Here is a 25,348-nt window from a genome sequence, read left to right on the forward strand (position 1 = left end):
GCGGCGAACTTCTGCGCGTCCGCGAGGTTGGCCTCCAGGTCCGCCTGGGGATCGCCGCTCTTGTTCCCGTTGAACAGCCACTGCCCGCCGCTGCCACTGCCCGCCAGATAGGTGCCGCTCAGCTTGGCACTGCCGCCCCAGTCCTTCAGACCCGGAATCCCCGCGGAGATGCTCGCCGTGACCCCGCCCCCGGTCTCACTCACCCGCTCCAGGGTGACCGTACCGTCCGACCACTGCTGGAGCTTGACCGTCTCCGAGGCACTGATCTTGACGAAGACCACCTGGATGACGACGGTGTCCTTGGTCTGGTCCTGGGACAGCAGACACCTCGCGGGCTCGAACGGATCGCCGTTGGGAACGAACGGATCGCCGGGACCACCGCCTCCGCCGTCACCTCCGCCGTCACCTCCGTCACCTCCGTCACCGTCGTCCCCGTCCCCGTCCCCGTCCCCGGCGTAGTCACCCGAGGAGCACGCTTCGGCCCCGCTCAGCGGGTGAAGTATTCGGCACACGGCGCTCTTCAGCCCGGTCGCCTCGTCCGTCGGCACACTCAGGCCGACGATCGCGGCCACGACCAGGGACACCACCCCGACCATCGCGGCGTACTCGGCCCCGCTCTGCCCTCGATCACTCCGTAGCCGGCCACTCCATTTTCGGGCATGCCCATGCCACACAGGGAACCTGTCGGCGCCCGTCATCAGTTCTCCTCGCCCACCCGTCACAACCCCCGACCGGCAGCCATCTAAAGATGGGCCCGGACCCAGTGCACAGGGCCCCAGGACCCACTTCAGGGCGACCCGAGAGCGTGCGCGAACAGCGCTGGTACCTGCGGAAACAGACAGGTGACGGCAGGACAACAGGCCGGTGTGCCGCACCGCGGACACGCGTACAACCCGTCTCGGAAGCGTGGCGCCGAACCGATCCCGGCCGCCTCGCCGCACGTGCCCACAGCGGCCTCAAGCGCCTCGATGAACGACGACGCGTGGTGGTCCGCCGGCCCGACGGCCCGCCGCTACGCGCTGTCCGGAGCCCGCCGTCCAAGGCCGGCCCAGGCTACGGGCGTGGCATGTTCCGTAGGTTCGAGCGGGCCATCTGGACCATCCGGCCCACTCCCCCGTCCAGCACGATCTTGCTCGCCGAGAGCGCGAACCCGGTCACCATGTCCGCCCTGATCTTCGGGGGGATGGAGAGCGCGTTCGGGTCGGTGACCACATCGACCAGCGCGGGGCCCTTGTGACTGAACGCGTCCTTGAGCGCACCCGCGAGCTGTCGGGGCTTCTCCACCCGTACGCCGTGGACGCCCGCCGCGCGGGCGATGGCCGAGAAGTCGGGGTTGTGGTTGGTCGTGCCGTACGACGGCAGCCCGGCCACCATCATCTCCAGCTCCACCATGCCGAGCGCGGAGTTGTTGAAGAGGACGACCTTCACCGGCAGATCGTGCTGGACGAGGGTGAGGAAGTCCCCCATCAGCATGGAGAATCCGCCGTCGCCGGACATGGAGACGACCTGGCGGTTCCGGTCGACGAACTGCGCGCCGATGGCCTGCGGCAGCGCGTTGGCCATCGAGCCGTGGCTGAAGGAGCCGATCACACGACGGCGCCCGTTCGGTGTGAGGTAACGGGCCGCCCAGACATTGCACATACCGGTGTCGACGGTGAACACGGCGTCGTCGTCGGCGAGTTCGTCCAGGACGGCGGCGACATACTCGGGGTGGATCGGAAGGTGCTTGTCCACCTTGCGGGTGTACGCCTTGACCACGCCCTCCAGCGCGTCGGCGTGCTTCTTCAGCATCCTGTCGAGGAAGCGGCGGTCCGTCTTGGCCCGTACGCGCGGGGTGAGACAGAGCAGGGTCTCCCGGACATCGCCCCAGACCGCGAGGTCCAGCTTGGAGCGCCGGCCGAGGTTCTCGGGCCGTACGTCGACCTGGGCGATCTTGACATCGTCGGGCAGGAAGGCGTTGTACGGGAAGTCCGTGCCGAGGAGGATCAGCAGATCGCACTCGTGCGTGGCCTCGTAGGCGGCCCCGTAGCCGAGCAGGCCGCTCATGCCGACGTCGTACTTGTTGTCGTACTGGATCCACTCCTTGCCGCGCAGCGCGTGCCCGATCGGGGACTTGACCCGCTCCGCGAACTCCATCACCTCGGCGTGCGCGCCGGCCGTACCGCTGCCGCAGAAGAGCGTCACCCGCTCCGCCTCGTCGATCATCCGGGCGAGCTTCTCGATCTCCGCGTCACCGGGCCGTACGGAGGGCCGGGAGGTCACCAGCGCGTGTTCCACCGCCCGTTCGGGGGCCGGCGCGGAGGCGATGTCGCCGGGCAGGGTGACCACACTGACACCGCTCCGCCCGACCGCGTGCTGGATCGCCGTCTGGAGCAGCCGGGGCATCTGCTTCGGGTTGGAGATCATCTCGCAGTAGTGGCTGCACTCGCGGAAGAGCTGCTCGGGATGGGTCTCCTGGAAGTAGCCGAGCCCGATCTCGCCGGACGGGATGTGGGAGGCGAGGGCGAGTACGGGGGCCATGGAGCGGTGCGCGTCGTAAAGGCCGTTGATGAGGTGCAGATTGCCGGGCCCGCAGGAGCCGGCGCAGGCGGCGAGTCTGCCGGTGATCTGGGCCTCGGCGCCGGCGGCGAAGGCGGCGGTCTCCTCGTGTCTGACCTGGATCCAGTCGATCGCGCGGGTACGGCGGATGGCGTCCACGACCGGGTTGAGGCTGTCGCCGACGACTCCGTACAGCCGCTGGACGCCCGCCCTGACGAGGATGTCGACAAACTGCTCCGCCACGTTCTGCCTGGCCATGGAAGCGCGCCCTTCTCCGCCGGTGTCGGGTGTCCGCCGGACCACGAGCCTGTCGACGCACGTGTCCATCAACCCATGCCCGGGGCGGGCGCGCCTGCGCGGTTACGCCACGGCGGCTACTCCTCCCAGACGCCGACGGCGGTGCGGTCGTCGGCGTATCCCTTGACCCTGAGCTGGATGTCCGCGAGGTACTCCGTCAGAGCCGGCGCGCCGGCCGGGGCCCAGCGGGCGGCCAGTTCCTCGGCGAGGGCGGGCTCGCCGCGCAGCGGGTCCGCGAGGCCGGCGCCGCACAGCAGGAGCGTGTCTCCCGGTCTGGCGAGCGACGCCCGGAACCGGAAGGGCTCGGACGGTGGCGGAAGCGGCCCCTCTCCATACGGGGACGGGGGCTTGGTGATCTCCAGATCCATGGTGAGCCGGTCGCCCTCCCGGGTCTCGGCGGGCGGGGAGCCGAAGCCGAGGACCGGGTCGCCCGTGACGGCGGCCGGTTCGGGGATCACCGGTTCCAGGTCCTGCCACGCGCCGTCCCGCAGACGGAAGAGGCCACCGCCGCCGACCCCGAAGAACACCCGCGTCCGGCACTCCGGATCGGCGGAGAGCAGCAGACAGCGCAGGCTCGCGGTGTACTCCCCGGGTGACAGGCCCAGTTCGGCGGCGCGGGCCCGGAGCTTGCCGAAACCCCGGTCGGTGAGCCGGTGCAGCCCGGACTTGAGATCGCCCCTGCGCCCCGCCCTTATGTCCTCGGAGAGCCGGCCGTGACTGCGTCCGACGGCGCCGCCGATCCAGTGGCACACCTCCGTCGCGGCGCGATGGGTGCCCTCGGCCGCCCGGGAACCGCTGGCGACCGCGACGAGGACGAGCGCCCCGGCGCCGGTCCCGAAGCGGGCGGTGAGCAGCGCGTCCCGCCGGGGCTCGCCCCGGTAGCGCGCGGAGTCGCCCCGTACGGAGGCGGCCCGCAGGGAGTACGAACCGTAGGACGCGCCGTCGAGGACGGTGTCGGCGACGAGTTCGTCCAGCCGCTCGGGGTCGGCGGCGGGCAGTACGGCGGGCTCGGGGTCGTAGGTGGGTGGCCGGTCGCCGAGATGGGTGACGGCGGGCCGGGAGCCGGAGAGCGGGGGCGCGAGGGCGGGTGAAGGGGCCGGGGCGGGCGAAGGGGCCGGGGAGGCCGCCGACGCGGGCGGGGGCGGCGGGGCGGACGGCGGTGTGTGCGGGGCGGACGGCGGCTCGGGCTCCGGGCGCGGCTGGGGCGTACCCCAGGCACTTCCGGCGGCGGGACTCCCGAGGGGGCCCTGCTGCCGGGGCAGCCATACGGTGTCGCTGTCGGCGGATCCGTTGCCGGGCTCCGGCCGGCGCGGATCGGGGACGTCCGGACGCTCCGGCGGACCGGGGGAATCCACGGTGCCCGGCAGAGGTCTCGCGTCGCTCGGGGTGTACGGCGGAGGCGGCGGGCCGGGTGGCGACTGGGGCTGCCGGCGCTCGGGCCGCTGGGGCTCGGTCCGCTGAGGCTCGGGCCGCTGCCGCCGGGACTCGGGCTGCCGGGGCTCGGGCAGCCGCCGTTCGGGCCGCTGAGGCTCGGACGGCTGCCGCTGGGGCTCGGACTGCCGACCCTCGGGACGCTGGGGTTCCTCGTTCCGCTGTGACCGGTGCGGTGACTCCTGCTCCCGCTGGGCCGGCTGCCGCCGTCGCGGCTCCTCCCACCAGGCCCGTGGCGGTCGCGCCTCGACCCCGTGGGAGCCGGGCGCCTCCTCCGGTGCGCCGGGCGCGTCCCCCGGTGCGCCGGGCGCGTCCCCCGCGTCCGTACCCACCGTGTCCGCCGCCGAGTCGAAGCGGTCGTCGAGTGTGTCACCCGAAGCGGCGGCGGGGCCGGTGTCGGGTGCGGACTCGTCGTACAACCGGTTCCACCAGTCGTCGGCGGCTGGCCTCTGCCCCTGCTGACTCATGACCCTATTGTCGACCGCGCCGGGGGCACGAAAACGGGACCTCCGGAAATATTCAGGTCCGCCGGGCGACCCCACCCCCCACGGGAAGGACGCCCGGCGAACGTCACAGGTCCAGCGCGGGCCGATGCGGCGCCACCAGGGCCGCGCACATCGCCCTCCCGCACAATCCGGGCCAACGGTACCCAAGGGGCATATGGCCGGGATCTGTTACTGCTGTGATGGCGCCACCTTGGCAGAATGCCGCCCCGAACAGCGATGATGTGGCACGGCGGGTTTACGCCGTGGCCGGTATCCGCCACGGCCCGCGGCGGGAAACGGGTGTCCTGGGAGGGGTGCAGGGGTGCTGGGAGCGATAGGTCTCGACGAGCGGCAGGAGTCCGCGTACCGCGCGCTGGTGGCGATCGGAGCGGCGGAGGTCGCGGATCTGGCCCATCGGCTGGCGCTTCCCGAACCGGACACCGAACAGGCCCTGCGCCGGCTGGAGCGGCAGGGTCTGGCCGCGCAGTCCTCGTCCCGTACCGGGCGGTGGGTCGCGGCGCCGCCCGCCGTCGCGCTGGGCGCGCTGCTCACCCAGCACCGCCATGAGCTGGAACAGGCCGAACTGGCCGCCGTGCTGCTCGCCGAGGAGTACCGCGCGGAGGCCGCCGAACCGGCCGTGCACGATCTGGTCGAGGTCGTGACGGGCGCGAGCGCGGTGGCTCACCGTTTCCTCCAGCTCCAGCTCGGGGCCACCGAAGAGGTCTGTGCCCTGGTCACCGGAAAGCCCGTGGCCGTGAACGGCATCGACAACGAGGCCGAGGAGCGCGCGGCGACCCGGGGGGTCGCGTACCGGGTGGTGATCGAGCGCGAGGTGCTCTCGCTGCCCGCCGGGATCAGCGAACTCTCCGCGGCGCTCGGGCGCGACGAGCAGGTCCGGGTGATCGAGCGGGTGCCCACGAAACTGGTGGTCGCGGACCGTAGTCTGGCGATGGTCCCGCTGACGGGCCGTGGCGCGGAGCCCGCCGCCCTGGTGGTCCATGCCAGTGGGCTGCTGGAGTCGCTGAGGGGACTCTTCGAGTCGGTATGGCGGGAGGCGCTGCCGCTGCGGCTGCGTGCCGACGGCGCGGTGACGGAGGGCGGGGCCCCCGGCCCCGACTCCACCGATCTGGAGATCCTGTCGCTGTTGCTCGCCGGGATGACCGACGCGAGCGTCGCCAAACAGCTCGACCTGGGGCTGCGGACCGTACAGCGCCGGGTGAAGGGGCTGATGGAACTGAGCGGGGTGACGACCCGGCTCCAACTCGGCTGGCACGCGTACGAGAAGGGCTGGGTGACGCGCGGTCTGCGCGGCTGAGCCCGCCCCCGCCCTGCCCGGTCAGGCGGCGTACGCGCCGCACCGGGCGGCGGGCGCGGAAGCCATTGCCCCGCGCCCCCCGCCCGCGCACGCCGCGCACGCCCCCGCCCGTCGGCGTTCGCGCCCGCGTCCGCGTTCCCGGTTACCGCATACGTCCGGGCGCGCCGCCCCGCTTGGCCTCCATGGCCGCCCGCCCCTCCGCGCCCTTGCGCTTCCACTCGCGCCGGATCTCACCGCGCAGCCGGGCATCGGTCTTCGCGACGATGCGCTGGTTCTCCCGCAGCAGCTTGCGGTAGCTCTCCAGCCGGCGCACGGACAGCGAACCGTCCTCCACCGAGGCGAGCACGGCACACCCCGGCTCGGACACATGGGCGCAGTCGTGGAACCGGCAGCGCTCCGCCAGTTCCTCGATCTCCGAGAAGACCTGCCCGACCCCGGTCTCCGCGTCCCACAGCCCCACACCCCGCAGCCCGGGGGTGTCGATGAGCACCCCGCCGCCCGGCATCGCGAGGAGATTGCGGGTGGTGGTGGTGTGCCGTCCCTTTCCGTCGACCTCACGGATGGCCCGCACTTCCATCACCTCGTCCCCGAGCAGTGCGTTGGCGAGGGTCGACTTGCCCGCGCCGGACACACCCAGCAGCACACTCGTACCGGCCGACAGCACGGCGGAGAGCACCTCGACCCCCTCCCCCGTCGCCGCGCTGACGGCAAGCACCTGGACACCGGGCGCGGTGGTCCGGACATCGTCGACGAGATGGCCCAGGACGGCGGGATCAGCCACGAGATCGGCCTTGGTCAGCACGATGAGCGGCAGCGCCCCGCTCTCCCAGCCGAGGGCCAGAAAGCGTTCGATCCGGCCCAGATCGAGTTCGACGGCGAGCGAGACGGCGATGATCGCGTGGTCGAGGTTCGCGGCCAGGATCTGACCCTCGGACCGCAGCGAGGAGGTGGACCGTACGAAGGCGGTGCGGCGCGGCAGATACTCCCGTACGAAACGGGGATCCCCGCCGGCCGGGTCGAGCACCGCCCAGTCACCCGTGCAGATCACCCGCAGCGGATCGTGCGGAGTGACGAAGGCGGTGTCGGCCCGTACGACACCGCCGGCGGTGGCGACATCGCACTGCCCGCGGTCGACCCGCACCACGCGGCCGGGCACCAGCCCCTGCCGGGCATACGGAGCGAACTCCGCCTCCCAGCCCTCGTCCCAGCCGTACGGGGCGAGCGGGTGCGAAGCGGACGAAGCCTCAGGAGAGGCAAGAGAGAAAGACAAGGGGAAACCCTTCACAAGGGTGGCCCCGGCACACGCGCCGATCAGGCGTGGAAGAACAAGGAAGGTCGGCCGGAGACCACAGGAATGGGAACGATGAGCCTCTGAACCTGGGCAGCGCCCAGCGCAATGACAGTCATCAACGTCCTCACCTCCTGCTTCCTCAACGGTCCAACAACGCGTCGGCAGAGCCCTGTTACGGCACCGCTCCGAACGGGGCCCACCATAGCCGCACCCCGCCGAGCACCGCGAGCCATTTATCCCGGCCTCCGGTCAGTCGGGTTCCATGTAGGAACGCCTGAAGATCCTCGTCCGCTCGGCGCCGCCGGGGCGGATCACCTCTAGGGCCCGCTCCACCGCGGAGTCCAGCCTTCCGCTCGTATCCACCGTGACCGCCTCGGGCCAGGGATCCGCCGTCGCCGCCATGGTTTCGGCCACACCCGGACCGGCGTCGGAAGGTCCCGGCGGGCGCGTGGCGAGCCGGCGGGCCGCCACACCCGGTGGTACCTCGCAGCGCAGGGAGACCAGGTCCGCGTCGGCGCGACCGGCCGCCTCCGCCGCGGCGTCCCGCCATGCGCGGTCCGTCCAGGTGGCGTCGAGCACCACGGACTCCCCCATGGACATCAGCGCCGAGGCCCGGTCGATCAGCTCTTCGTACGTACGCCGGGTCCACGCGGGGGTGTACGCGCCTTTCCCGTACTCGGCGGGCGCGGGCCGCTCGGGCGGTATACCGGCCAGTTCCTTCCGCAACCGGTCGCTGCTCAGCAGGGTGAGCCCCAGCCGGTCGGCCAGCGCGCCGGCCAGGGTGGACTTCCCGCTGGCGGGCAGACCGCCGACCAGGACGAGCCGTACCGCCGAGGTCCGCAGATGGCGCAGGGTGAGGTCCGCGAGCCGCTCCGCGTCCGACCGCGCCCCCGCCGTGCCCTGCTCGGCCTGGAGGAGCGACACCTTGGCCCGGACGAAAGCCCGGTAGGCGACGTAATGGTGACGCAGGGACGGGGGTGCGGGGTCGCCGGAGAACTCGCTGTAGCGCGCGAGGAAGTACGCGGCGGCGTCCGGCGCCCCGAGCTGCTCCAGATCCATGGTGAGGAACGCGGCGTCGTCGAGGCCGTCGACACAGCGCAGGGCGTCGTCGAACTCCAGGCAGTCCAGGACACGAGGTCCGTCGTCGAGACAGAAGATGTCCTCGGCCCGCAGATCGCCGTGCCCGTCCACCACACGCCCGGTCTCGATACGGGAGTCGAAGAGGTTCCGCCTGCCGTCGAGATAGCGTCGCACCAGGCGCTCGATCTCCGCCGTCCCACGCGCGGGAGCCTGCCCGCCGAGCCCGTGGACCTGCTCGAAGCTCGCTTCCCAGCGCGCCCGCAGCGCGTCCCGGCTGCCCTCGCGGGAGATCGCGGGGCTCTGCGGGGACTTGGCGTGGCAGGCCGCCAGCAGCCGGGCGATCGCGCGCAGCTCGTCGTCGACCGGAGCCCCGACGCTCACGCGGTGTGCCAGCCGGCGGCCGGACGGCATACGGCGCATCACCACCACCGGTTCCGGCCGGCCTCCCCACGGCAGACGGAGCTCGGCGACTCCCTCGTACACATCGGGCGAGAAGCGCCGGTTGAGGAGCACCTCCCGTTCGCACGCCGCCAGACGGGCGGCCGGCGTGCGGAAGTCGAGGAATCCGAGGTCGACCGGCTTCTTGATCTTGTAGGCGCGCTCCTCGATGAACACCACGACCGCGGTGTGCGTCTCGGCCACCTCCGCGCGGGGACCGGTGCGCCCGGGACGGGTGAAGGATTCCGCGCGGTTCGATGACATCACTGGCTCCTCTGCGTAACCCGTGACGCACCGCAGGGGCGCACCGTCGGGCACATCGTCGTGGCACACCGCGGTGGTGCACCGCAGTGGTGCGCCCCCGTGGCACACCGTCGTACGGTCGGCCGCGGGAAACGGGCGCCCGGGTCCGGCGGAACGGGCGGCCTGCCCCGTCTCCCGCGGCGGCCGGCGTCTCACCCGCTGTCACAGTGCGACCACCGCGGCTCGACCAGCGCCCATTCCCTCTCCCACCGGGCGTGGTTCCGGCGGTCGAGCGACCGGTGGAACCCCGCCAGCGTGCCGCACCCGAGGACCGCCGCCGCGCCCGCCGCGGTGAACCCGACGGCCACCCCCGCGGTGAGGCTCGCGGTGGAGTCCGCCGGGGGCACGGTGATCCGTCCGTCCCGGTCCACCCAGATACGTACAGACGTTCCCTTGTGCTGGCCCACGGCGACCATGGCCCTGCCCGTGTGCGTCTTCCCCTTGTCGTTCCAGCGGACCGGTGCGTCGGCCGTCGCGCTGCCCGTGTCGGCCCCCGGCACAAGAACGCTCGCGTTCGCGGTCAGACGGGCCGTGATCTGACGGTCACCCGAGCTCTTCGTCTGTGCGGCGTGCTGGGCGTGCTCGTACGCGAGGGTCCCCGTGACGGCTCCGGCGATCGGCACGCAGACCACCATGACGACCAGAAGAAGCAGGTCGACCCAGCGACGCAGCCGGTCGGACGGATGACGGAGCCGGCCGTCTCCCGGGGAGACACCCGGTGGTGCCGGCCGGTGTCTCCCGGGTTCTCGTGGATCCGGGGTCTTCATGATCCGGGCCTCCGAAACTCGACGAGTTCTCCGCCGTGACCATCGTGAGCCCCGGACAGACCCGGGGGCTGTGGGCTGAATGTCCTCGCCGCGCGGCCATACGGCCCTTTTCCACGCCCGCGCCGGGTCCCGCGTCCGCCCGCTCGGGAGAAGCGGCGCGCGCGGGGACGCGGGGGACCTGAGTGGCGGGGGTGAACGGCGTGTCGTTTCCTGATCGGAGAGGCCCGCGGACGTCTCGAAGTGGCCCGCGGACGTCGTGGCTGCGTGTGGCCCGGAGGCGGTGCGTGGCTCTGAGGCGGCGTGGCTCTGAGGCGGCGCGTGGCCCGGGGCGCTGCCGGAGCCGGTCACGGGAGCGCAGGGACGGCACCGGGAGTGTGACCCATTGGTGCACCGCGTGTGTTCTCCGCACCGGTCGGAGTGTGAGGGCGAGGGAGAAGGCGCATGCGGGTCGGAGTGCTGACCGGAGGGGGCGACTGCCCGGGGCTCAACGCGGTGATCCGCAGCGTCGTACGGAAGGGCGCGCAGGAGTACGCCTGGACGTTCACCGGTTTCCGGGACGGCTGGAGCGGTGTCCTCAACGATCTGGCCATGCCGCTGGACGTGGCCGCCGTACGCGGCATCCTGCCGCTCGGCGGCACGATTCTGGGCTCGTCCCGTACCAATCCGCTCCGCGCCGAGGACGGTCTCGACCGTGTCCGGGACACCCTGAACGCGCACGGGATCGACGCGCTCGTCGTGATCGGCGGCGAGGACACGCTCGGTGTGGCGAAGGCCCTGTCCGAGCAGGGGGTCAGGCTGATCGGGGTCCCCAAGACCATCGACAACGACGTCGGCGGTACGGACTACACCTTCGGCTTCGACACGGCCGTCAATATCGCGACCGAGGCGATCGACCGGCTGCACACGACCGCGGAGTCGCACCGGCGGACGCTCGTCGTCGAGGTCATGGGCCGCCACTCGGGCTGGATCGCCCTGCACGCGGGCGTCGCGGGAGGCGCGAACGCGATCCTCATCCCTGAGCGGGAGTTCGACGTCGACCAGGTGTGCGCGTGGGTGGAGAGCCGTTTCCGGATCAACTACGCGCCGATCGTCGTGGTGGCGGAGGGAGCGACGCCGCTCACGGGCCAGATGGTGGTGAAGGACGAGTCCCGCGACGAATTCGGGCATGTGCGCCTGTCCGGTATCGGCGACTGGCTGGCCCAGGAAATCGCGATCCGTACCGGAAAGGACGCGCGCACCACGGTCCTCGGCCATATCCAGCGCGGCGGCACCCCGAGCGCGTACGACCGCTGGCTCGCCACCCGGTTCGGACTCCACGCCGTGGCGGGGATCAAGGACGGGGCTTTCGGGACGATGGTGGGCCTGCGGAGCACGGAGATCGTGCGGGTCCCGCTCGCGGAGGCCCTGCGGACGCCCAAACGCGTACCCGCCGAGCTGTACCGGGAGTTCGGCGTCTTCTTCGGAAGCTGACTCCGCGGCCGGCCGGTCTTCCGGTCTTCCGGTCTTCCGGTCTTCCGGTCTTCCGGTCTTCCGGTCTTCCGGTCTTCCGGTCTTCCGGTCTTCCGGTCTTCCGGGCGGGCGTACGGGCGTACGGGCGGGATCATCGGCCTTCCCGCGCGGCACCCACCCCGGCTTCCGGCTCTTCCGGGCCGGGGTGCCGGGACCGGGCCGGGGTGCTGTTCGTGTGCTGTACGGCGGTGTGTCGGGCGGGGGATACCGGGGCTTCCCCCGCGGTGGGTGACCTTGAAGGCCTCCTTCCGCTTCGCTCCCCACATCCCCCGAAGAGACGGGTCCCCACCCTCATGCCTGAACTCAACCGGCGCAGGTTCCTTCAGATCGCCGGCGCCACCACCGGCTTCTCCGCGTTGTCCGACAGCATCGCCCGTGCCGCCGCCATTCCGGCCGGACGGCGGACCGGCACCATCAAGGATGTCGACCACATCGTCGTGCTGATGCAGGAGAACCGTTCCTTCGACCACTACTTCGGGTCGCTCAGGGGCGTACGGGGATTCGGCGACCCACGGCCCGTGACCCCGGTCGGCGGGCGGTCGGTCTGGCACCAGTCGGACGGCTCCCAGGACATCCTGCCGTACCACCCGGACGCCGAGGATCTCGGCATGCGGTTCATCGCCGGGCTCGACCACGACTGGGCGGGCGGCCACCAGGCGTGGAACCAGGGGCGTTACGACCAGTGGATCCCCGCCAAGTCCGCGGGGACGATGGCGTATCTGAAGCGCGAGGACATACCGTTCCACTACGCGCTCGCCGACGCCTTCACCGTGTGCGACGCCTACCACTGCTCGTTCATCGGGGCCACCGACCCCAACCGCTACTACATGTGGACCGGCCACACCGGGAACGACGGCAAGGGCGGCGGGCCCGTTCTCGGCAACGACGAGGCCGGGTACGGCTGGACGACCTATCCGGAGCGGCTCGAAGAGGCCGGCGTCTCGTGGAAGATCTACCAGGACACCGGCGACGGGCTCGACGCCGCCGGCGGCTGGGGCTGGATCGACGACGCCTACCGCGGCAACTACGGGGACAACTCGCTCCTCTACTTCGACAACTACCGCAACGCCGCACCCGGCGATCCGCTCTACGAGAAGGCGCGTACCGGCACGAACGCGAAGAACGGCGACGGCTTCTTCGACATCCTCAGGGCCGACGTCAAGGCCGGGAAGCTGCCCCGGATCTCCTGGATCGCCGCCCCCGAGGCCTTCTCCGAGCACCCCAACTGGCCCGCGAACTACGGCGCCTGGTACATCTCCCAGGTGCTGGACGCCCTCACCTCCAACCCCGAGGTGTGGAGCAGGACGGCCCTGTTCATCACGTACGACGAGAACGACGGCTACTTCGACCACGTCGTACCGCCCTGTCCCCCGGCCTCCGCCGCGCAGGGCGCCTCCACCGTCGACACCGCGCTCGACCACTTCCCGGGCAGCGGCCGCTACGCCGCCGGGCCCTACGGCCTGGGCCAGCGGGTCCCCATGCTGGTCGTCTCCCCCTGGAGCACCGGCGGTTACGTCTGCTCCGAGGTCTTCGACCACACCTCGATCCTCCGGTTCATGGAGCGCCGTTTCGGGGTGGCGGAGCCGAACATCTCCCCCTGGCGGCGGGCCATTTGCGGCGATCTCACCTCCGCGTTCGACTTCGGCCTCCAGGACACGAGGCCCGCCGCGCTCCCGGCCACCGACGCGTACGAGCCGCCCGACCAGGAGCGGCACCCCAGCTATACGCCGACCCCGCCCGGCCGCGCCGTCCTGCCCAAGCAGGAGAAGGGCTCCAGGCCCACGCGCCCGCTGCCGTACGCACCGCTCGTCGACGGGGCCGCCACCCCCTCGACCGGGCGTTTCACGCTCACCTTCAGCAGTGGCGCGGCGGCGGGCGCCTGCTTCACGGTGACCTCGGCGAACCGCGCCGACGGTCCCTGGACCTACACCACCGCCGCCGGGCGGAAGCTCTCCGACACCTGGAACACGGCCTACTCGGAGGGCGTGTACGACCTGTCGGTGTTCGGGCCCAACGGCTTCCTCCGTACGTTCCGGGGAGCCGGCACCACCGCGGGCCCCGAGGTGACCGCCCGCCATGACACCGGCCACACCGGCCGGGGCGCGGGCAAGGACTCCGGCTCCGCGCGCGTGGTGCTGACCCTGACGAACACGGGCGCCGCCGCCTGCCGTCTGACCATCTCCAACGCGTACGGCGGGAAGAGCACGACCGTCAGGGTCCCGGCGGGCGGGCGTGTGGTGCACCCCGTGGAGCTGCGGGGCACCAAGCGGTGGTACGACCTGACGGTGGTGTCCGACACGGACCAGGGCTTCCTGCGCCGGCTGGCCGGACATGTCGAGAACGGCGCCCCCGGTGTGAGCGACCCGGCGATCCTCACCCGCTGACCCTCGCGCACCGCACGCCGCGCGGAACGGGCCGCGAGCGGCAGAGACCGCGAGTGACGGACAGCACGGCTCGGGGGCCGTCCGCACGGTGTGCGGGCGCCCCCCGGGTCCGTCCGGTCAGTGTGCCCCGGCGCCCAGCCAGACCGCCGTGTCCGGCGGCAGCAGCAGCCGGCCCGTCGTGGCGTCGTCCGCCAGCTCGTCGCTGGCCAGCAGCGGTACGGAACCGGCGGGCAGCGGCAGCGGCTCGTCGGAGAGGTTGACGCGGCACTCCAGACCCGCGCTCCCGCCCGTGCCGGGGCCGGGGCCGGGGCCGGCGTCCTCGTCTCCGTTTCCGCCCCCGCCCCCGTCTCCGTCCCCGCCCTTGCGGAAGGCCAGTTCGCCCGGCGCCGAGGTCAGCCAGGCGAAGCCCTCGTCCCCGAGACAGCGGCGGCGCAGCCTCAGCGCCGTGCGGTACAGCTCCAGGAAGGAGCCGGGATCGCCGGTCTGGGCCTCGACCGAGCGCTCACCCCATCCCTGCGGCTGGGGCAGCCAACTGCCGCCGGGCCCGAAGCCGTACGACGGTCCCGTCCTGGTCCACGGCAGCGGCACCCGGCACCCGTCGCGCCCCTTCACGGCGTGCCCCGTCCGCTCCCACATGGGGTCGCGCAACGCCTCCTCGGGCAGGTCGGCCACCTCGGGCAGACCCAGCTCCTCGCCCTGGTAGAGATAGGTCGTGCCGGGCAGGGCGAGGGTCAGCAGCGCGGCGGCCCTGGCACGGCGGCGGCCCCGGTCCTCGTCGAGCGCCGGTTCCCGGCCGCCGGTCAGCAGCCAGCCGGGGAGATCGGTGCCCTCGGGCGCGCCGTAGCGGGTGCGGTGGCGCACCACGTCGTGGTTGGACAGCACCCAGGTCGGCAGCGCGCCGTTGGCCGCCGCCCCGGTGAGTGAGAGGTCGATGACGTCACGGAACGAGCCCGCGTCCCACGGGCAGCGCAGATGGAAGAAGTTGAAGGCCTGGTGCAGTTCGTCGGGCCGGGTGTAGAGCGGCAGCCGGGCGGCGCTGACGCCCGCCTCGGCGACCATGATCCGGGGCGGGGCGTAGGAGTCGGTGACCTTCCGCCAGTGACGGTAGATCTCATGGACCTCGTCGCGGTCCCAGAACGGGTGGTTCTCACCGCTGGGCGGGGCGTTGAGGGACGCCGAGTCGCCGCCGTGGGTGTCGCGCAGCGGCGGGGTGAGGTCCTTGCGCAGGCCGTGGGCCACGTCGATACGGAAGCCGTCGACACCGAGGTCGAGCCAGAACCGCAGGACGGCCTCGAACTCCGCGGCGACCTCGGGGTTCTCCCAGTTCAGATCGGGCTGCTCGGCAGCGAAGATATGCATGTACCACTGGCCGTCCGGCACCCGGGTCCAGGCGGCGCCGCCGAACTTGGACCGCCAGTCCGTGGGCGGCTCCGCGCCGTCGGGCCCCCTGCCGTCGCGGAAGAGGAAGCGGTCGCGCGCGGCGGAGCCGGGCGCCGAGGCGAGCGCCTCCACGAACCACGGATGCCGGTCGGAGCAGTGGTTGGGCACGATGTCCACGATGGTACGGAGACCGAGCGTCCTGGCCCGCCCGAGCAGCGCCCGGAAGTCGTCCAGGGTGCCGTGGCGCGGATCGACCTCCCGGTAGTCGGCGACGTCATAGCCGCCGTCGGCCAGCGGGGAGCGGTAGAACGGGGTGAGCCACACGGCGTCCGCGCCGAGGTCCGCGACATGGCCGAGCCGGTCGGTGATCCCGCGCAGGTCTCCCATGCCGTCGCCGTCGGCGTCGGCGAAGCTGGGGACGTAGATCTGGTAGACGACGGACTCCCGCCACCAGTCACGGCCGCCACCGGCACGGGCGCCACCGGCATGGGCGCCGGTACGGCCGGCGGCAGCGCCGGTGCCGTCGCCGGTGCCAGTGGTGCCGTCATCGCTTCCGCCGCCGCCACCGTCGCCGACAGTGATGCCGTCGCCGTCACCGTCGCCGTTACCATTGCCATTGCCGACGCTGTTTCCGCTGCCGTCACCGTTGCCGTCCGGGAACGCGTGCTGAGTCACTGATACCTCTCGTGCCGGGATGAAGGCCACCGGGCTGACTGCCATGGTGCCGGTGCGATCATCCCTTGAGACCACCGGAGGGGTCAGCCCTCGGTGGGACGGTGATCGATCCGGGAGGCAGGGCCGCCGGTCCGAGCCCGTCCCTGACCATCCCTGTCCGCCCCTTGTCCGGGAACGGCGGTGGGCGGGCCCTGGCACAAAAGGGCATGTGGCCGCGGTGCCGGCGCCGGACGCACGGCGGTGACGGACACCACATATCAGGTGGCGGCGGAGGCCGGGGTCGTCCCTACGGGTGTGATCGTCACCGAGCCGCCCTTGAGCGGAGTTCCGTCCTCCACCGGCCGCTCCGGTACCGTCCGCCCCGGCTCACCGGGTCCGGCTCCAGGACCGGGAACGGAGCGAAGCGGGGCGGGGAGCGCGCTCGGCCGCCGCCCGCTCCCCGCCCCGGCGCAGAGAGCGCAGCGCCAGCATCAGTACGCCGATGTCGTCCACGAAAACCGGATCGGGCAGGAGATCGACGGGGAGGACGAGATAGCCGACGGCCGCCCAGAACACCCAGCGGTTCTCCACCGGCAGACCCGCCCCGCGCAGCGCGCGCCGGGTCCGCACCAGCCGTACGACCAGGGTGATCGCGATGCCCAGGGTCAGTGCGACCAGGAGCGCGGCCACGGCGAGGAGGATCTGGAGTTCGGTGCTCATGGCGGGGCTCCTCGTTCAGGGGCGGGACAGGGGCTGGACAGGAACTTCGGACGGTCCGCTGCTACCCGGGTACCCCGTGGCGCGGCCCCGTCACCGGAGGGATCACCCGTCCGCCGCCCCGCGCCGGCCACCGGTCCGCCACCGTACGGCCCCCTGTCCGCCTGTCCGACCAGTCGGTATGTTGCCTTCAGAACCGGAACCGGATCACGACGGGCCCGGCGGCGCGCCCACGGGCCGTGACGCCGACGCACGGGCGGCGCCAACGGACCGAGGCCACAGGGCGGCTCCGGGCCCCGGCGCGCGTGGGCCCGGTGCCGTACGACAGCCGGAAGGGCGCCCCGAGACGGGTATCGGCAGACCCATCCGCTGCACACGTCTCTGATGCCCCGCAAGAGCGCCCCACCGGTCGAATCCGACTGCCGCCCCGGGCCGTTCCACGCCTGGACGCCCGGCCGGTGTCTGAATCCGGCCATGATCAACACGGGAACATTTGGGTGGTACGTCGAGCAAACGGGCGACTCGACCCTCGCGACGCGAGTAGAACTTCCGCCATTCCAGCGGCTTCAGGCCATCACCCGGCGAGCTTCCGAACCCGCTGTGTCATACAAGCAGCACCCACGGTGAAGCATGTGTGATTGTGACGCCCCGGCCACATGGCCGAATGGCGCTCTCCGCCGATTCTCAGCCTGACCGTGTGTTCTGACGGCCATTCACCGGCCACGTTCCCGTCGGCGCGGGCTTTGCAGCAATTCACTGGCGGGTGCGAGGGACGGCCGGCAGAACCCGTCGGCGGAGCGTTCCGCCGACGGACTCCGGACCCCCGACCGGGTGGCCGCGCGGGCCCGACAGCCGTTCTCCGCCGTCGGTCCAGAAGTGGGCCTTGCCCAAAACCCAAACGGAGTCAACGATTCACTCCGTGCGATTGACAGGTTCACGGCCAAAACCGAATGGCGGTGAACGATCGCACGCAGCGGCCCGCTTACCCGACGGATCGCGAGTTTCCCCCACCTATGGAGGATGTAGTGACCTTCAAGCGCTTTTCCCCCCTCGGAGCGGTATCAGGACGGGTACGGCTCCTCGCCGTCGCCTCAGGACTGGTGACCGCTGTCGCGCTTGCGGCCCCGTCTGCCATCGCGGCCCCGGCTCCGGCCCCCAAGGCCACCGCGGCCCAGCTCGCCGACGCCAGCTCCGCCGTCCGCGGCGCCGACGTCGCCGGTACGGCCTGGTACACGGACAAGGCCTCCGGCAAGGTCGTCGTCACCGTCGACAGCACGGTCTCGGACGCCGAGATAGCCGAGATCAAGAACTCCGTGGGTGACACCGCGGGCCTCACGATCAAGCACACCCCCGGCAAGTTCAACGCGCTCATCGCCGGCGGCGAGGCCATCACCACCGGCGGCAGCCGCTGCTCCCTCGGCTTCAACGTCCGCAGCGGCTCGACGTACTACGCGCTGACCGCCGGACACTGCACCAACATCAGCAGCTCCTGGAGCATCGGCACCCGTGCCGGCACGAGCTTCCCGACCAACGACTACGGCATCATCCGCCACTCCAACGCGGCCGCGGCCGACGGGCGGGTCTACCTGTACAACGGCTCGTACCAGGACATCACCAGCGCCGCCAACCCGTCGGTCGGCCAGAGCGTGCGCCGCAGCGGCTCGACCACGGGTGTCCACAGCGGTACGGTCACCGGTCTCAACGCGACCGTGAACTACGGCAGCGGCCAGATCGTCGGCGGTCTGATCCAGACCAACGTCTGCGCCGAGCCCGGCGACAGCGGCGGCTCGCTCTTCGCCGGCAGCACGGCGCTGGGCCTGACCTCGGGCGGCAGCGGCAACTGCTCCTCCGGCGGCACCACGTTCTTCCAGCCGGTCGTGGAGGCCCTGAACGCCTACGGCGTCAGCGTCTTCTAGTCTCTGTCGTCTCTCCACTCTCTGTCGTCTCTGCCGTCTCTGCGGTCTCCGCGGTCTTTCGCGGTCTCCACACGCACCACGGGCACGGACAACACGCTTCACCTGCTTGATCCTTCCTCGGAACACCGACGGGCCGCGCACCTGGTGCGCGGCCCGTCGCGTTCCTCCGCACGTCCGATTCGTTCAAGACCGCCTCCGGCCGCCGCTCCTACCCTGGGCGCATGACCTCCACTCCACGACTCGACGCGATCGGCCTCGTCGTCTCCGACATGGCCGCCTCCCTCGCCTTCTACCGCGCGCTCGGCGTGCCCGTACCCGCCGACGCCGACACCGCGCCCCATGCCGAGGCCACCCTGCCCGGGGGCCCGCGCGTGCTCTGGGACACGGAGGAGACCGTCCGTTCCTACGATCCAGGCTGGACCCGGCCGCAGGGCGGGGGACGGACCGGGCTCGCCTTCCTCTGCGCCGGTCCCGCCGAGGTGGACGCCACCTACGACTCCCTGGTCGCGGCCGGGTACCGGGGCCATCTGAAGCCGTGGGACGCGGTCTGGGGACAGCGTTACGCCGTGGTCCTGGACCCGGACGGCATCGAGGTCTCGCTGTTCGCCAGCGCCGCGTAGGCGCCGAGCGTGAGCCCGGCCAACTCACGTGTCTCACGGGCGAGATGCGCCTGGTCGGCACAGCCCGCGGCGAGCGCCGCCTCGGCGTACGGCTTTCCCGCCCGTACGAACGCCAGCGCGCGCTGGAGCCGCAGCACGCGGGCCAGCGTCTTGGGCCCGTAGCCGAAGGCGTCCAGGGAGCGGCGGTGGAGCTGCCGGGCACCGAGGCCCACCGCGTCGGCGGTCGCCGCGACCGTATGCCCGGCGTTCAGCCCGTCGGCGACCGCCCGCAGCAGCGGATCGGGCGGTCCGACGGCCTCGGCCCGGCGCAGCGCCACGGCCTCCAGCGCCTCGGCGGGGTCCTCGGCGGACGCCAGCCGCCCGGTGAGCCGGCGCACCTCGGCCGGTGACCAGAGTTCGGCCAGCTCCACCCGCCGGTCACGCAGTTCGTGCGCCGGTACGCCGAGGAGCGCGGGCGCGGTCCCGGGGGCGAAGCGCACCCCGGCGCAGTGCGCCCCGTCGATCCCCTCGGGCGCGTACGCCCGGGTGTCGGGCCCCGCGACCAGCAGCCTGCCCCCGGTCCACAGCAGATCCATACAGCCGTCGGGCAGCACCGGGTAGGGCGCGGACCCGTTCCCGGTCCTCACCGTCCGCGTCCAGACGATCGCGCCGTCGAGCCGCGACGCCCATTCCTCGTACATACCGCCGACTCCTCGTGCGTACCGCCGACGCCGGCCCCTACCTGCTCTTGTGCCGGTTGTCCCGCACTCCCTGGAGGCGGGCCTTCACGCGTGCCTTCACATCGTCGGGCGGCAGGAACCTCGACCAGCGCTCCGGGAACTCCGAGGGCATGCCCGGATCGGTCCCGTCGTCGTCCACCAGCGCGTTCCTGGCCTCCGCGGCGGCCGCCGCGCGCGCCATCAGTTCCGCCGCGTGGGCCGCGCGCAGCCGTTCGTTGGAGGCGCGTGCCGCCGCCGTGGCCACCGACGGCCAGACGCGGTCGATCGCCGCGTTGACCGCCGCGCCCACCAGGACCGCGAAGGCGGAGACACCGATCCAGAGCAGTACGGCGATCGGCGCGGCCAGGGAGCCGTAGATCGTCGGGCCCTCGACCGTGCTGGTCAGATAGATCCGGAGCAGGAAGCTGCCCAGCACCCACATCGCCAGCGCCACCAGGGCCCCCGGCACGTCCTCGATCCAGCGGCGGGACCTGGCCGGCACCGAGACATGGTAGAGCGTGGTCAGGAAGGCGATGGAGAGCAATATGACCACGGGCCAGTACAGGACACTGACCACCGCCGTCCCCCAGGGGACCAGCGCGACGACCCGGTCGGGACCGACCACCGCCAGCGGCAGCACCACCGCGCCGATCAGCAGCGCCACGAGGAAGAGCAGGAAGGCGAGCAGCCGGGTCGCGACGATGCCGCGCCGGCCGTCGAGCCCGTACATCACCGTGATCGTGTCGACGAAGACATTGACCGCCCGGGAGCCCGACCAGAGCGCGATCGCGAAGCCGAGCGAGATCACGTCCGGCCGGCCGCCGTGGGTGATGTCCTCCAGCAGCGGCTTGGCGATCTGGTTGACCCCGCGGTCGGAGAGCACCGTGCCGACCGCCCCGAGGATGTTCTTCTCGATCGAGGCGACGGTGGCGGTGCTGGTCCAGTCGTCCACGTAGCCGAGCAACCCGATCAGACCGAGCAGCAGGGGCGGCAGCGAGAGCAGCGTGAAGAACGCAGCCTCGGCCGCGAGGCCCAGCACCCGGTACTCGATGCACGAGTTGACCGTGTCTTTCAGCAGCAGCCAGGCCATCCGCCGCTTGGAGACGTTGCGGTAGAGGACTCGGGCCCGGTGGAGTCGACCCGCCGGCCGCTCGGGTGTTTCTTTTGCTGCCTGCACCTCCTTACCGTATCGGCATGGCAGCCACCACCCACACAGTGACCAATCAGGTTCCGCCCCTGGTGGGGTACGACGTCTTCAGCGCCGACCGGGTTCTCGTGGAGGGCGTGGAGCGGCACAGCGCGCCCGGCCTTCTCGACGAGACCCGCGCGGAGCTGACGGCGCTCGGCCGCACCGCCGGATCCGCGGCGGCCCAGGAGTGGGGAGCGCAGGCCAACGAGTATCCGCCGAGGCTCCGCACCCATGACCGCTACGGCAACCGGATCGACGAGGTCGACTTCCATCCGGCCTGGCACCAGGTGCTGGGACAGGCGGTCTCCGCCGGGCTGACCGACGCCTGGGGCAGGCCCGGCGGCCATCTGCGCCGTGCGGCCGGCTTCTTCGTCTGGACGCAGGCGGAGGCCGGGAACGGCTGCCCGGTGTCGATGACGCACGCGGCGGTGCCCGCGCTGCGCGCCGAGCCGGAACTCGCGGCGGAGTGGGAGCCGAGGCTGACCTCGCACCGGTACGAGCCGGGGCTGCGGCCGGCCGCGGAGAAGGCCGGCGCGCTCTTCGGGATGGGCATGACCGAGAAGCAGGGCGGCAGCGACGTACGCGCCAACACGACGGGCGCACGGCCGCTGGACGCGGACGGCGAGTATCTGCTCACCGGGCACAAGTGGTTCTGTTCCGCGCCGATGTGCGACGGTTTCCTCGTGCTGGCCCAGGCGCCCGGCGGGCTGACCTGTTTTCTCGTCCCCCGGGTCCTGGCCGACGGGACACGCAACGTGTTCCTGATCCAGCGCCTCAAGGACAAGCTGGGCAACCGGTCCAACGCGTCGAGCGAGGTGGAGTTCGACGGGACGTGGGCCCGCCGGGTCGGCGAGGAGGGCCGGGGGGTGCGCACCATCATCGAGATGGTGGCGGCGACCCGGCTCGACTGTGTGCTCGGATCGGCCGCGCTGATGCGGCAGTCCGTGGCGCAGGCGGTGCACCACGCCGACCACCGAAGCGCGTTCGGCGGTGAGCTGATCGACAAGCCGCTGATGCGCAACGTACTGGCCGATCTGGCGCTGGAGTCGGAGGCGGCCACGACGCTGGCGCTGCGGCTGGCGTCGGCGTACGACGTGATCCGGAGCGGCGGGAGCGGCTCCGGCCACGAACGGGCGTTTCTGCGGCTGGCGGTCCCCGCCGCCAAGTACTGGGTGACCAAGCGGTGTACGCCGGTGGCCGGGGAGGCCCTGGAGTGCCTGGGCGGCAACGGCTATGTGGAGGAGTCCGGGATGCCGCGGCTGCTGCGCGAGTCGCCGCTCAACTCGATCTGGGAGGGGTCCGGGAACGTCCAGGCGCTGGATGTGCTGCGGGCGCTCCAGCGCGAGCCGGAGGCGCTGAACGCCTTTCTCCAGGAGGTGGGCCTGGCGCGCGGCGCCGATCACCGGCTCGATGGCGCGATCAAGGATCTGCTGACCGAACTGGCCGATCTGACCGGGATCGAGGCCCGTGCCCGCCGGCTGGTGGAACGGCTGGCGCTGGTGCTCCAGGGTTCGCTGCTGGTGCGCTGGGCGCCGCCGGAGGTGGCGGACGCGTTCTGCGCCTCGCGGCTGGGCGGGGACTGGGGCACGGCCTTCGGCACGCTCCCCCACACCCTCGATCTGGCCTCGGTGGTGGACCGGGCGCGGCCCGTCGGCTGAGTCGCGCGCGGGCGGCCTGGAGCCAGGGGTGGTGCTGCGCCGACACGGCACCACCCCTGACCTGTAGTCACCTTCTTGCACCCCGTCCGTGGTTCACCAGGGTTGCAGGCCGTTGCAGAAGAACCGATTCAGCGTCGCTCGTGGCGGAGGGAGCCCGATGAAGGACGAAACGGTGAGGACCACGCCTCTCGACGACATTTCTCCCCGCGTCCCTCCCGGCGTCCCTCTTGAGGTTCCTCTCGACGCTCCTCCCCGCGTCCCTCTTGACGCTCCTCCCCGCCTCCCTCTCGACGCTCCTCCCCGCCTCCCTCTCGACGTTCCTCTCCATGACGGACCGTCCGGGTACCCGTCGCCCGAGCCCGCCCGGTTCAGCGACGGACCGCTCGACCTGGCCAGGCTCACCACGACGGACAGCGCCCGAGCCATGCGGCTGCTCCACCGGATACGGGACGCCGTGCTCGCCGGTGAACGGCCGCCGGTGGCTCCGAGACCGGTGATCGACGCCTCCTGGAGACGGATGTTCCGGATCGGCGCCGATCCGGAACGCTACGCCTGCGGTGCGCTGCTGGAGCCGGACGAACTGGAGCACCGCAGGCGCACCACCGTGCTGGGCCAGGTGCTGCGGACGCTCAGCGGAACGCTCGGCGAGATCATCGAGCCCTCGCTCCAGATCCTGGTGGTCACGGACGACGAGGGACGGGTGCTGTGGCGCACGGGCGGCCCGGCGGGGCTGCGCCGGTCGAACGGGATCGGTCTGGAGGAGGGCGCGGCCTGGTCGGAGTGCTCCACGGGAACCAATGCCATCGGCACGGCGCTGGCGGTGCGCCGGCCGGTACGGGTGCACGCGGCGGAGCACTTCGTGCACACGCTGCACAACTGGACCTGCGCGGCCTCCCCCGTCCACGATCCCCGGGACGGACGGCTGCTGGGCGTGGTCGATGTGAGCGGTCCCGCGCGGACCTTCCATCCGATGACCCTGGCGCTGGTCAGCTCGATGGCCCGGCTCGCGGAGGGTGAGCTGCGCGAGCGGCACGGGCGGGCCGTCGAGCGGCTGCGCTCGGTGGCCGCGCCGATCATGTGCCGGCTGGGCGGCGGCCGCGCCCTGGCGGTCGACGCGCACGGGTGGACGGCGGCCGTCACGGGCATGGCGCCGGTGGACCGGCTGATCCTGCCCACGCCGTTCCGGGCGGGCCGGGTCCTGCTGCCGTCCCTGGGCATGTGCACGGTCGAGCCGCTGCCCGGCGGCTGGCTGATCCAGGTGGACGAGGAGCGCCCCCGGGAGGAGATCCCGAGCCGCGTCGTGCTGGATCTGAGCCGCCCCCGGCGCTCGTCGGTCGCGGTCTCCGGACCGGCGGGAGGCTGGACCCAGGAGCTGAGCCCGCGCCATGCCGAGCTGCTCTATCTGCTGGCCGTGCACCGGAACGGCAGGAGCGCGGCGGAGCTGGCCGCGGATGTCTTCGGCGACCCCACCCGTACGGTGACGGTGCGGGCGGAGCTGTCCCGTGTGCGGCGGCATCTGTCGGGCGTGCTGGCGCACCGGCCGTACCGGTTCAGCGAGGGGATCGAGGTGGCGGTGGTACGGCCGGAGGACCCGGTGGATCTGCTGCCGCACTCCCAGGCCCCCGCCGTTCTGAGCGCCCGCCGCCCGCCGGCCCCCTGAGCCCCACGCGCCCCGCGCGCCCCCCGCCCCCCTGCCCCCCGCCGGGTCCGCGCACTCCGGCACTCCGGCCGTCCCCGTACGCCCCGCTCGCCCGTGCGGGCTCCGGCCGCCCCCGTACGCCCCGGCCCGGCTCCGGTGCGCGTGGGCGCGCGCGGACGGCGCGGGGGCGGCGGCGGAGCGGCGCGGGGGCGGGTTCCCGTGCGTCGCCGGCGCGTGATTCGCTGGCGCGTATGAGCATCACCGTGACCACCTGGTCCCTGGAGCAGACCTCGCCCGCCGATCTGCGGCCCGCCGCCGAGCCCCCGGGCGAGGTGCGGATCGCACGGGCCGAGATCCCCTCGCCGGAGTTCAGCCGGTTCCTGTACACCGCCGTCGGCGGGGACGTCCGCTGGACGGACCGGCTGACGTACTCGTACGCCCGCTGGCAGGAGCTCCTCGCCCGGCCCGGCGTCGAGACCTGGGTCGCGTACGAGAAGGGCACCCCGGCCGGCTATCTCGAACTGGAGGCGCAGGCGCAGGGCACGGTCGAGATCGCGTACTTCGGGCTGATCCCGGCCTTCCGCGGCCGGCGCATCGGCGGTCATCTGCTCTCGTACGGGGTGGCGCGGGCGTGGGACCTGGCCGAGCGCCACCCCGGGGCCGGGCCCACCAAGCGGGTCTGGCTGCACACCTGCTCCAAGGACGGGCCGCACGCCCTGGCCAACTATCTGCGCCGCGGCTTCACGCTCTTCGACACCAGGGCCACCGAGGAGCCCGAGGTGGCGGCCCCCGGCCCCTGGCCCGGCGCCCTGGTCTGAGGCCCGTCCCGCACGCCCCCGCCGTGCGCCAGAGGCCCCATATCGTCTCGCAGAGCGGGACACTCACGTCCACATGATGGATAGTGGTGGACTGCCCGGAGATACGCGTGACACGCTTCCGTCATGTCTCGAGCTGGAATAGCCTTGGTGAGTCGGCGGCACGTCGATCTCGGCCGCCTGTCCAGCGCCATCTGTCCGGCAGGCTGAGAGTCCCGGTACCG

At 72.2% G+C, this 25,348-nt stretch carries 20 protein-coding genes; 9 read left to right on the forward strand and 11 right to left on the reverse strand.

Annotated features, from left to right (window positions below):
* The 3 genes from ACFYYH_RS22960 to ACFYYH_RS22970 form a co-directional block, all read right to left on the reverse strand.
* A partial coding sequence (locus ACFYYH_RS22960) for a hypothetical protein (RefSeq protein WP_388554040.1) occupies window positions 1–584 on the reverse strand: 584 nt, incomplete at its 3' end.
* Between the two features lie 469 nt (window positions 585–1,053).
* The gene (locus ACFYYH_RS22965; RefSeq protein ID WP_388554042.1) at window positions 1,054–2,796 is read right to left on the reverse strand and encodes a pyruvate dehydrogenase; all 1,743 of its coding nucleotides are present in this window, start codon (window positions 2,794–2,796) and stop codon (window positions 1,054–1,056) included.
* Window positions 2,797–2,912: 116 nt separating this feature from the next.
* Entirely contained in the window at window positions 2,913–4,733 is a 1,821-nt protein-coding gene (locus ACFYYH_RS22970) for a protein phosphatase 2C domain-containing protein (protein ID WP_388554044.1), read from the reverse strand.
* 340 nt (window positions 4,734–5,073) lie between these two features.
* Here ACFYYH_RS22970 and ACFYYH_RS22975 point away from each other — a divergent pair, with 340 nt between their 5' ends.
* Complete coding sequence (locus ACFYYH_RS22975; RefSeq protein ID WP_388554046.1) at window positions 5,074–6,066, forward strand: helix-turn-helix domain-containing protein; 993 nt, start codon at window positions 5,074–5,076, stop codon at window positions 6,064–6,066.
* Window positions 6,067–6,208: 142 nt separating this feature from the next.
* On the opposite strand, the gene rsgA is transcribed toward ACFYYH_RS22975, so the two are convergent.
* The 3 genes from rsgA to ACFYYH_RS22990 all read right to left on the reverse strand — a co-directional run bounded on the left by rsgA (window position 6,209) and on the right by ACFYYH_RS22990 (window position 9,945).
* Window positions 6,209–7,336, reverse strand: coding sequence for a ribosome small subunit-dependent GTPase A (rsgA, locus tag ACFYYH_RS22980; RefSeq protein ID WP_388554048.1), 1,128 nt, complete (start codon window positions 7,334–7,336; stop codon window positions 6,209–6,211).
* 270 nt (window positions 7,337–7,606) lie between these two features.
* Window positions 7,607–9,139 carry an AAA family ATPase gene (locus ACFYYH_RS22985; RefSeq protein WP_388554051.1) on the reverse strand — a complete coding sequence of 511 codons (1,533 nt, stop codon included), beginning with the start codon at window positions 9,137–9,139 and terminating at the stop codon, window positions 7,607–7,609.
* A 191-nt stretch (window positions 9,140–9,330) separates the two neighbouring features.
* Complete coding sequence (locus ACFYYH_RS22990; protein WP_388554054.1) at window positions 9,331–9,945, reverse strand: hypothetical protein; 615 nt, start codon at window positions 9,943–9,945, stop codon at window positions 9,331–9,333.
* Window positions 9,946–10,386: 441 nt separating this feature from the next.
* Here ACFYYH_RS22990 and ACFYYH_RS22995 point away from each other — a divergent pair, with 441 nt between their 5' ends.
* Together ACFYYH_RS22995 and ACFYYH_RS23000 are read left to right on the forward strand one after the other, a co-directional pair.
* Window positions 10,387–11,415: a 6-phosphofructokinase gene (locus tag ACFYYH_RS22995; RefSeq protein ID WP_388554056.1), complete on the forward strand. Its 1,029-nt coding sequence runs from the start codon at window positions 10,387–10,389 to the stop codon at window positions 11,413–11,415.
* 332 nt (window positions 11,416–11,747) lie between these two features.
* Complete coding sequence (locus tag ACFYYH_RS23000) at window positions 11,748–13,838, forward strand: phosphocholine-specific phospholipase C (RefSeq protein WP_388554059.1); 2,091 nt, start codon at window positions 11,748–11,750, stop codon at window positions 13,836–13,838.
* 117 nt (window positions 13,839–13,955) lie between these two features.
* On the opposite strand, the gene ACFYYH_RS23005 is transcribed toward ACFYYH_RS23000, so the two are convergent.
* Window positions 13,956–15,893: a glycoside hydrolase family 13 protein gene (locus ACFYYH_RS23005; RefSeq protein ID WP_388554061.1), complete on the reverse strand. Its 1,938-nt coding sequence runs from the start codon at window positions 15,891–15,893 to the stop codon at window positions 13,956–13,958.
* A gap of 366 nt (window positions 15,894–16,259) precedes the next feature.
* Window positions 16,260–16,592, reverse strand: coding sequence for a YkvA family protein (locus tag ACFYYH_RS23010; protein WP_388554064.1), 333 nt, complete (start codon window positions 16,590–16,592; stop codon window positions 16,260–16,262).
* A 1,022-nt stretch (window positions 16,593–17,614) separates the two neighbouring features.
* On the opposite strand from ACFYYH_RS23010, the gene ACFYYH_RS23015 reads away from it, so the two are divergent.
* Window positions 17,615–18,505 carry a S1 family peptidase gene (locus ACFYYH_RS23015; RefSeq protein ID WP_388554067.1) on the forward strand — a complete coding sequence of 297 codons (891 nt, stop codon included), beginning with the start codon at window positions 17,615–17,617 and terminating at the stop codon, window positions 18,503–18,505.
* A gap of 221 nt (window positions 18,506–18,726) precedes the next feature.
* The gene (locus ACFYYH_RS23020) at window positions 18,727–19,125 is read left to right on the forward strand and encodes a VOC family protein (RefSeq protein WP_388554069.1); all 399 of its coding nucleotides are present in this window, start codon (window positions 18,727–18,729) and stop codon (window positions 19,123–19,125) included.
* On the opposite strand, the gene ACFYYH_RS23025 is transcribed toward ACFYYH_RS23020, so the two are convergent.
* The gene (locus ACFYYH_RS23025; protein ID WP_388554071.1) at window positions 19,065–19,805 is read right to left on the reverse strand and encodes a DUF6597 domain-containing transcriptional factor; all 741 of its coding nucleotides are present in this window, start codon (window positions 19,803–19,805) and stop codon (window positions 19,065–19,067) included. The two genes, ACFYYH_RS23020 and ACFYYH_RS23025, sit on opposite strands and share 61 nt — an antisense overlap.
* Window positions 19,806–19,842: 37 nt before the next feature.
* Complete coding sequence (locus tag ACFYYH_RS23030) at window positions 19,843–21,000, reverse strand: YihY/virulence factor BrkB family protein (protein ID WP_388554072.1); 1,158 nt, start codon at window positions 20,998–21,000, stop codon at window positions 19,843–19,845.
* A 17-nt stretch (window positions 21,001–21,017) separates the two neighbouring features.
* Here ACFYYH_RS23030 and ACFYYH_RS23035 point away from each other — a divergent pair, with 17 nt between their 5' ends.
* Window positions 21,018–22,670 carry an acyl-CoA dehydrogenase family protein gene (locus ACFYYH_RS23035; protein ID WP_388554075.1) on the forward strand — a complete coding sequence of 551 codons (1,653 nt, stop codon included), beginning with the start codon at window positions 21,018–21,020 and terminating at the stop codon, window positions 22,668–22,670.
* A gap of 67 nt (window positions 22,671–22,737) precedes the next feature.
* On the opposite strand, the gene ACFYYH_RS23040 is transcribed toward ACFYYH_RS23035, so the two are convergent.
* Entirely contained in the window at window positions 22,738–22,998 is a 261-nt protein-coding gene (locus ACFYYH_RS23040; protein ID WP_388554078.1) for a hypothetical protein, read from the reverse strand.
* Between the two features lie 96 nt (window positions 22,999–23,094).
* Between ACFYYH_RS23040 and ACFYYH_RS23045 the strand changes: the two genes are divergently transcribed.
* The 3 genes from ACFYYH_RS23045 to ACFYYH_RS23055 all read left to right on the forward strand — a co-directional run bounded on the left by ACFYYH_RS23045 (window position 23,095) and on the right by ACFYYH_RS23055 (window position 25,334).
* On the forward strand, window positions 23,095–24,330 hold the full coding sequence (locus tag ACFYYH_RS23045; RefSeq protein ID WP_388554081.1) for a GAF domain-containing protein: 1,236 nt from the start codon (window positions 23,095–23,097) through the stop codon (window positions 24,328–24,330).
* Between the two features lie 230 nt (window positions 24,331–24,560).
* Window positions 24,561–25,127, forward strand: coding sequence for a GNAT family N-acetyltransferase (locus ACFYYH_RS23050; protein ID WP_388554084.1), 567 nt, complete (start codon window positions 24,561–24,563; stop codon window positions 25,125–25,127).
* A 123-nt stretch (window positions 25,128–25,250) separates the two neighbouring features.
* The gene (locus tag ACFYYH_RS23055; RefSeq protein ID WP_342671247.1) at window positions 25,251–25,334 is read left to right on the forward strand and encodes a putative leader peptide; all 84 of its coding nucleotides are present in this window, start codon (window positions 25,251–25,253) and stop codon (window positions 25,332–25,334) included.
* The last annotated feature ends 14 nt before the right edge of the window (window positions 25,335–25,348 follow it).

It is taken from the genome of Streptomyces sp. NPDC002018 (assembly GCF_042890865.1).
In the GTDB taxonomy this organism is placed as follows: domain Bacteria; phylum Actinomycetota; class Actinomycetes; order Streptomycetales; family Streptomycetaceae; genus Streptomyces.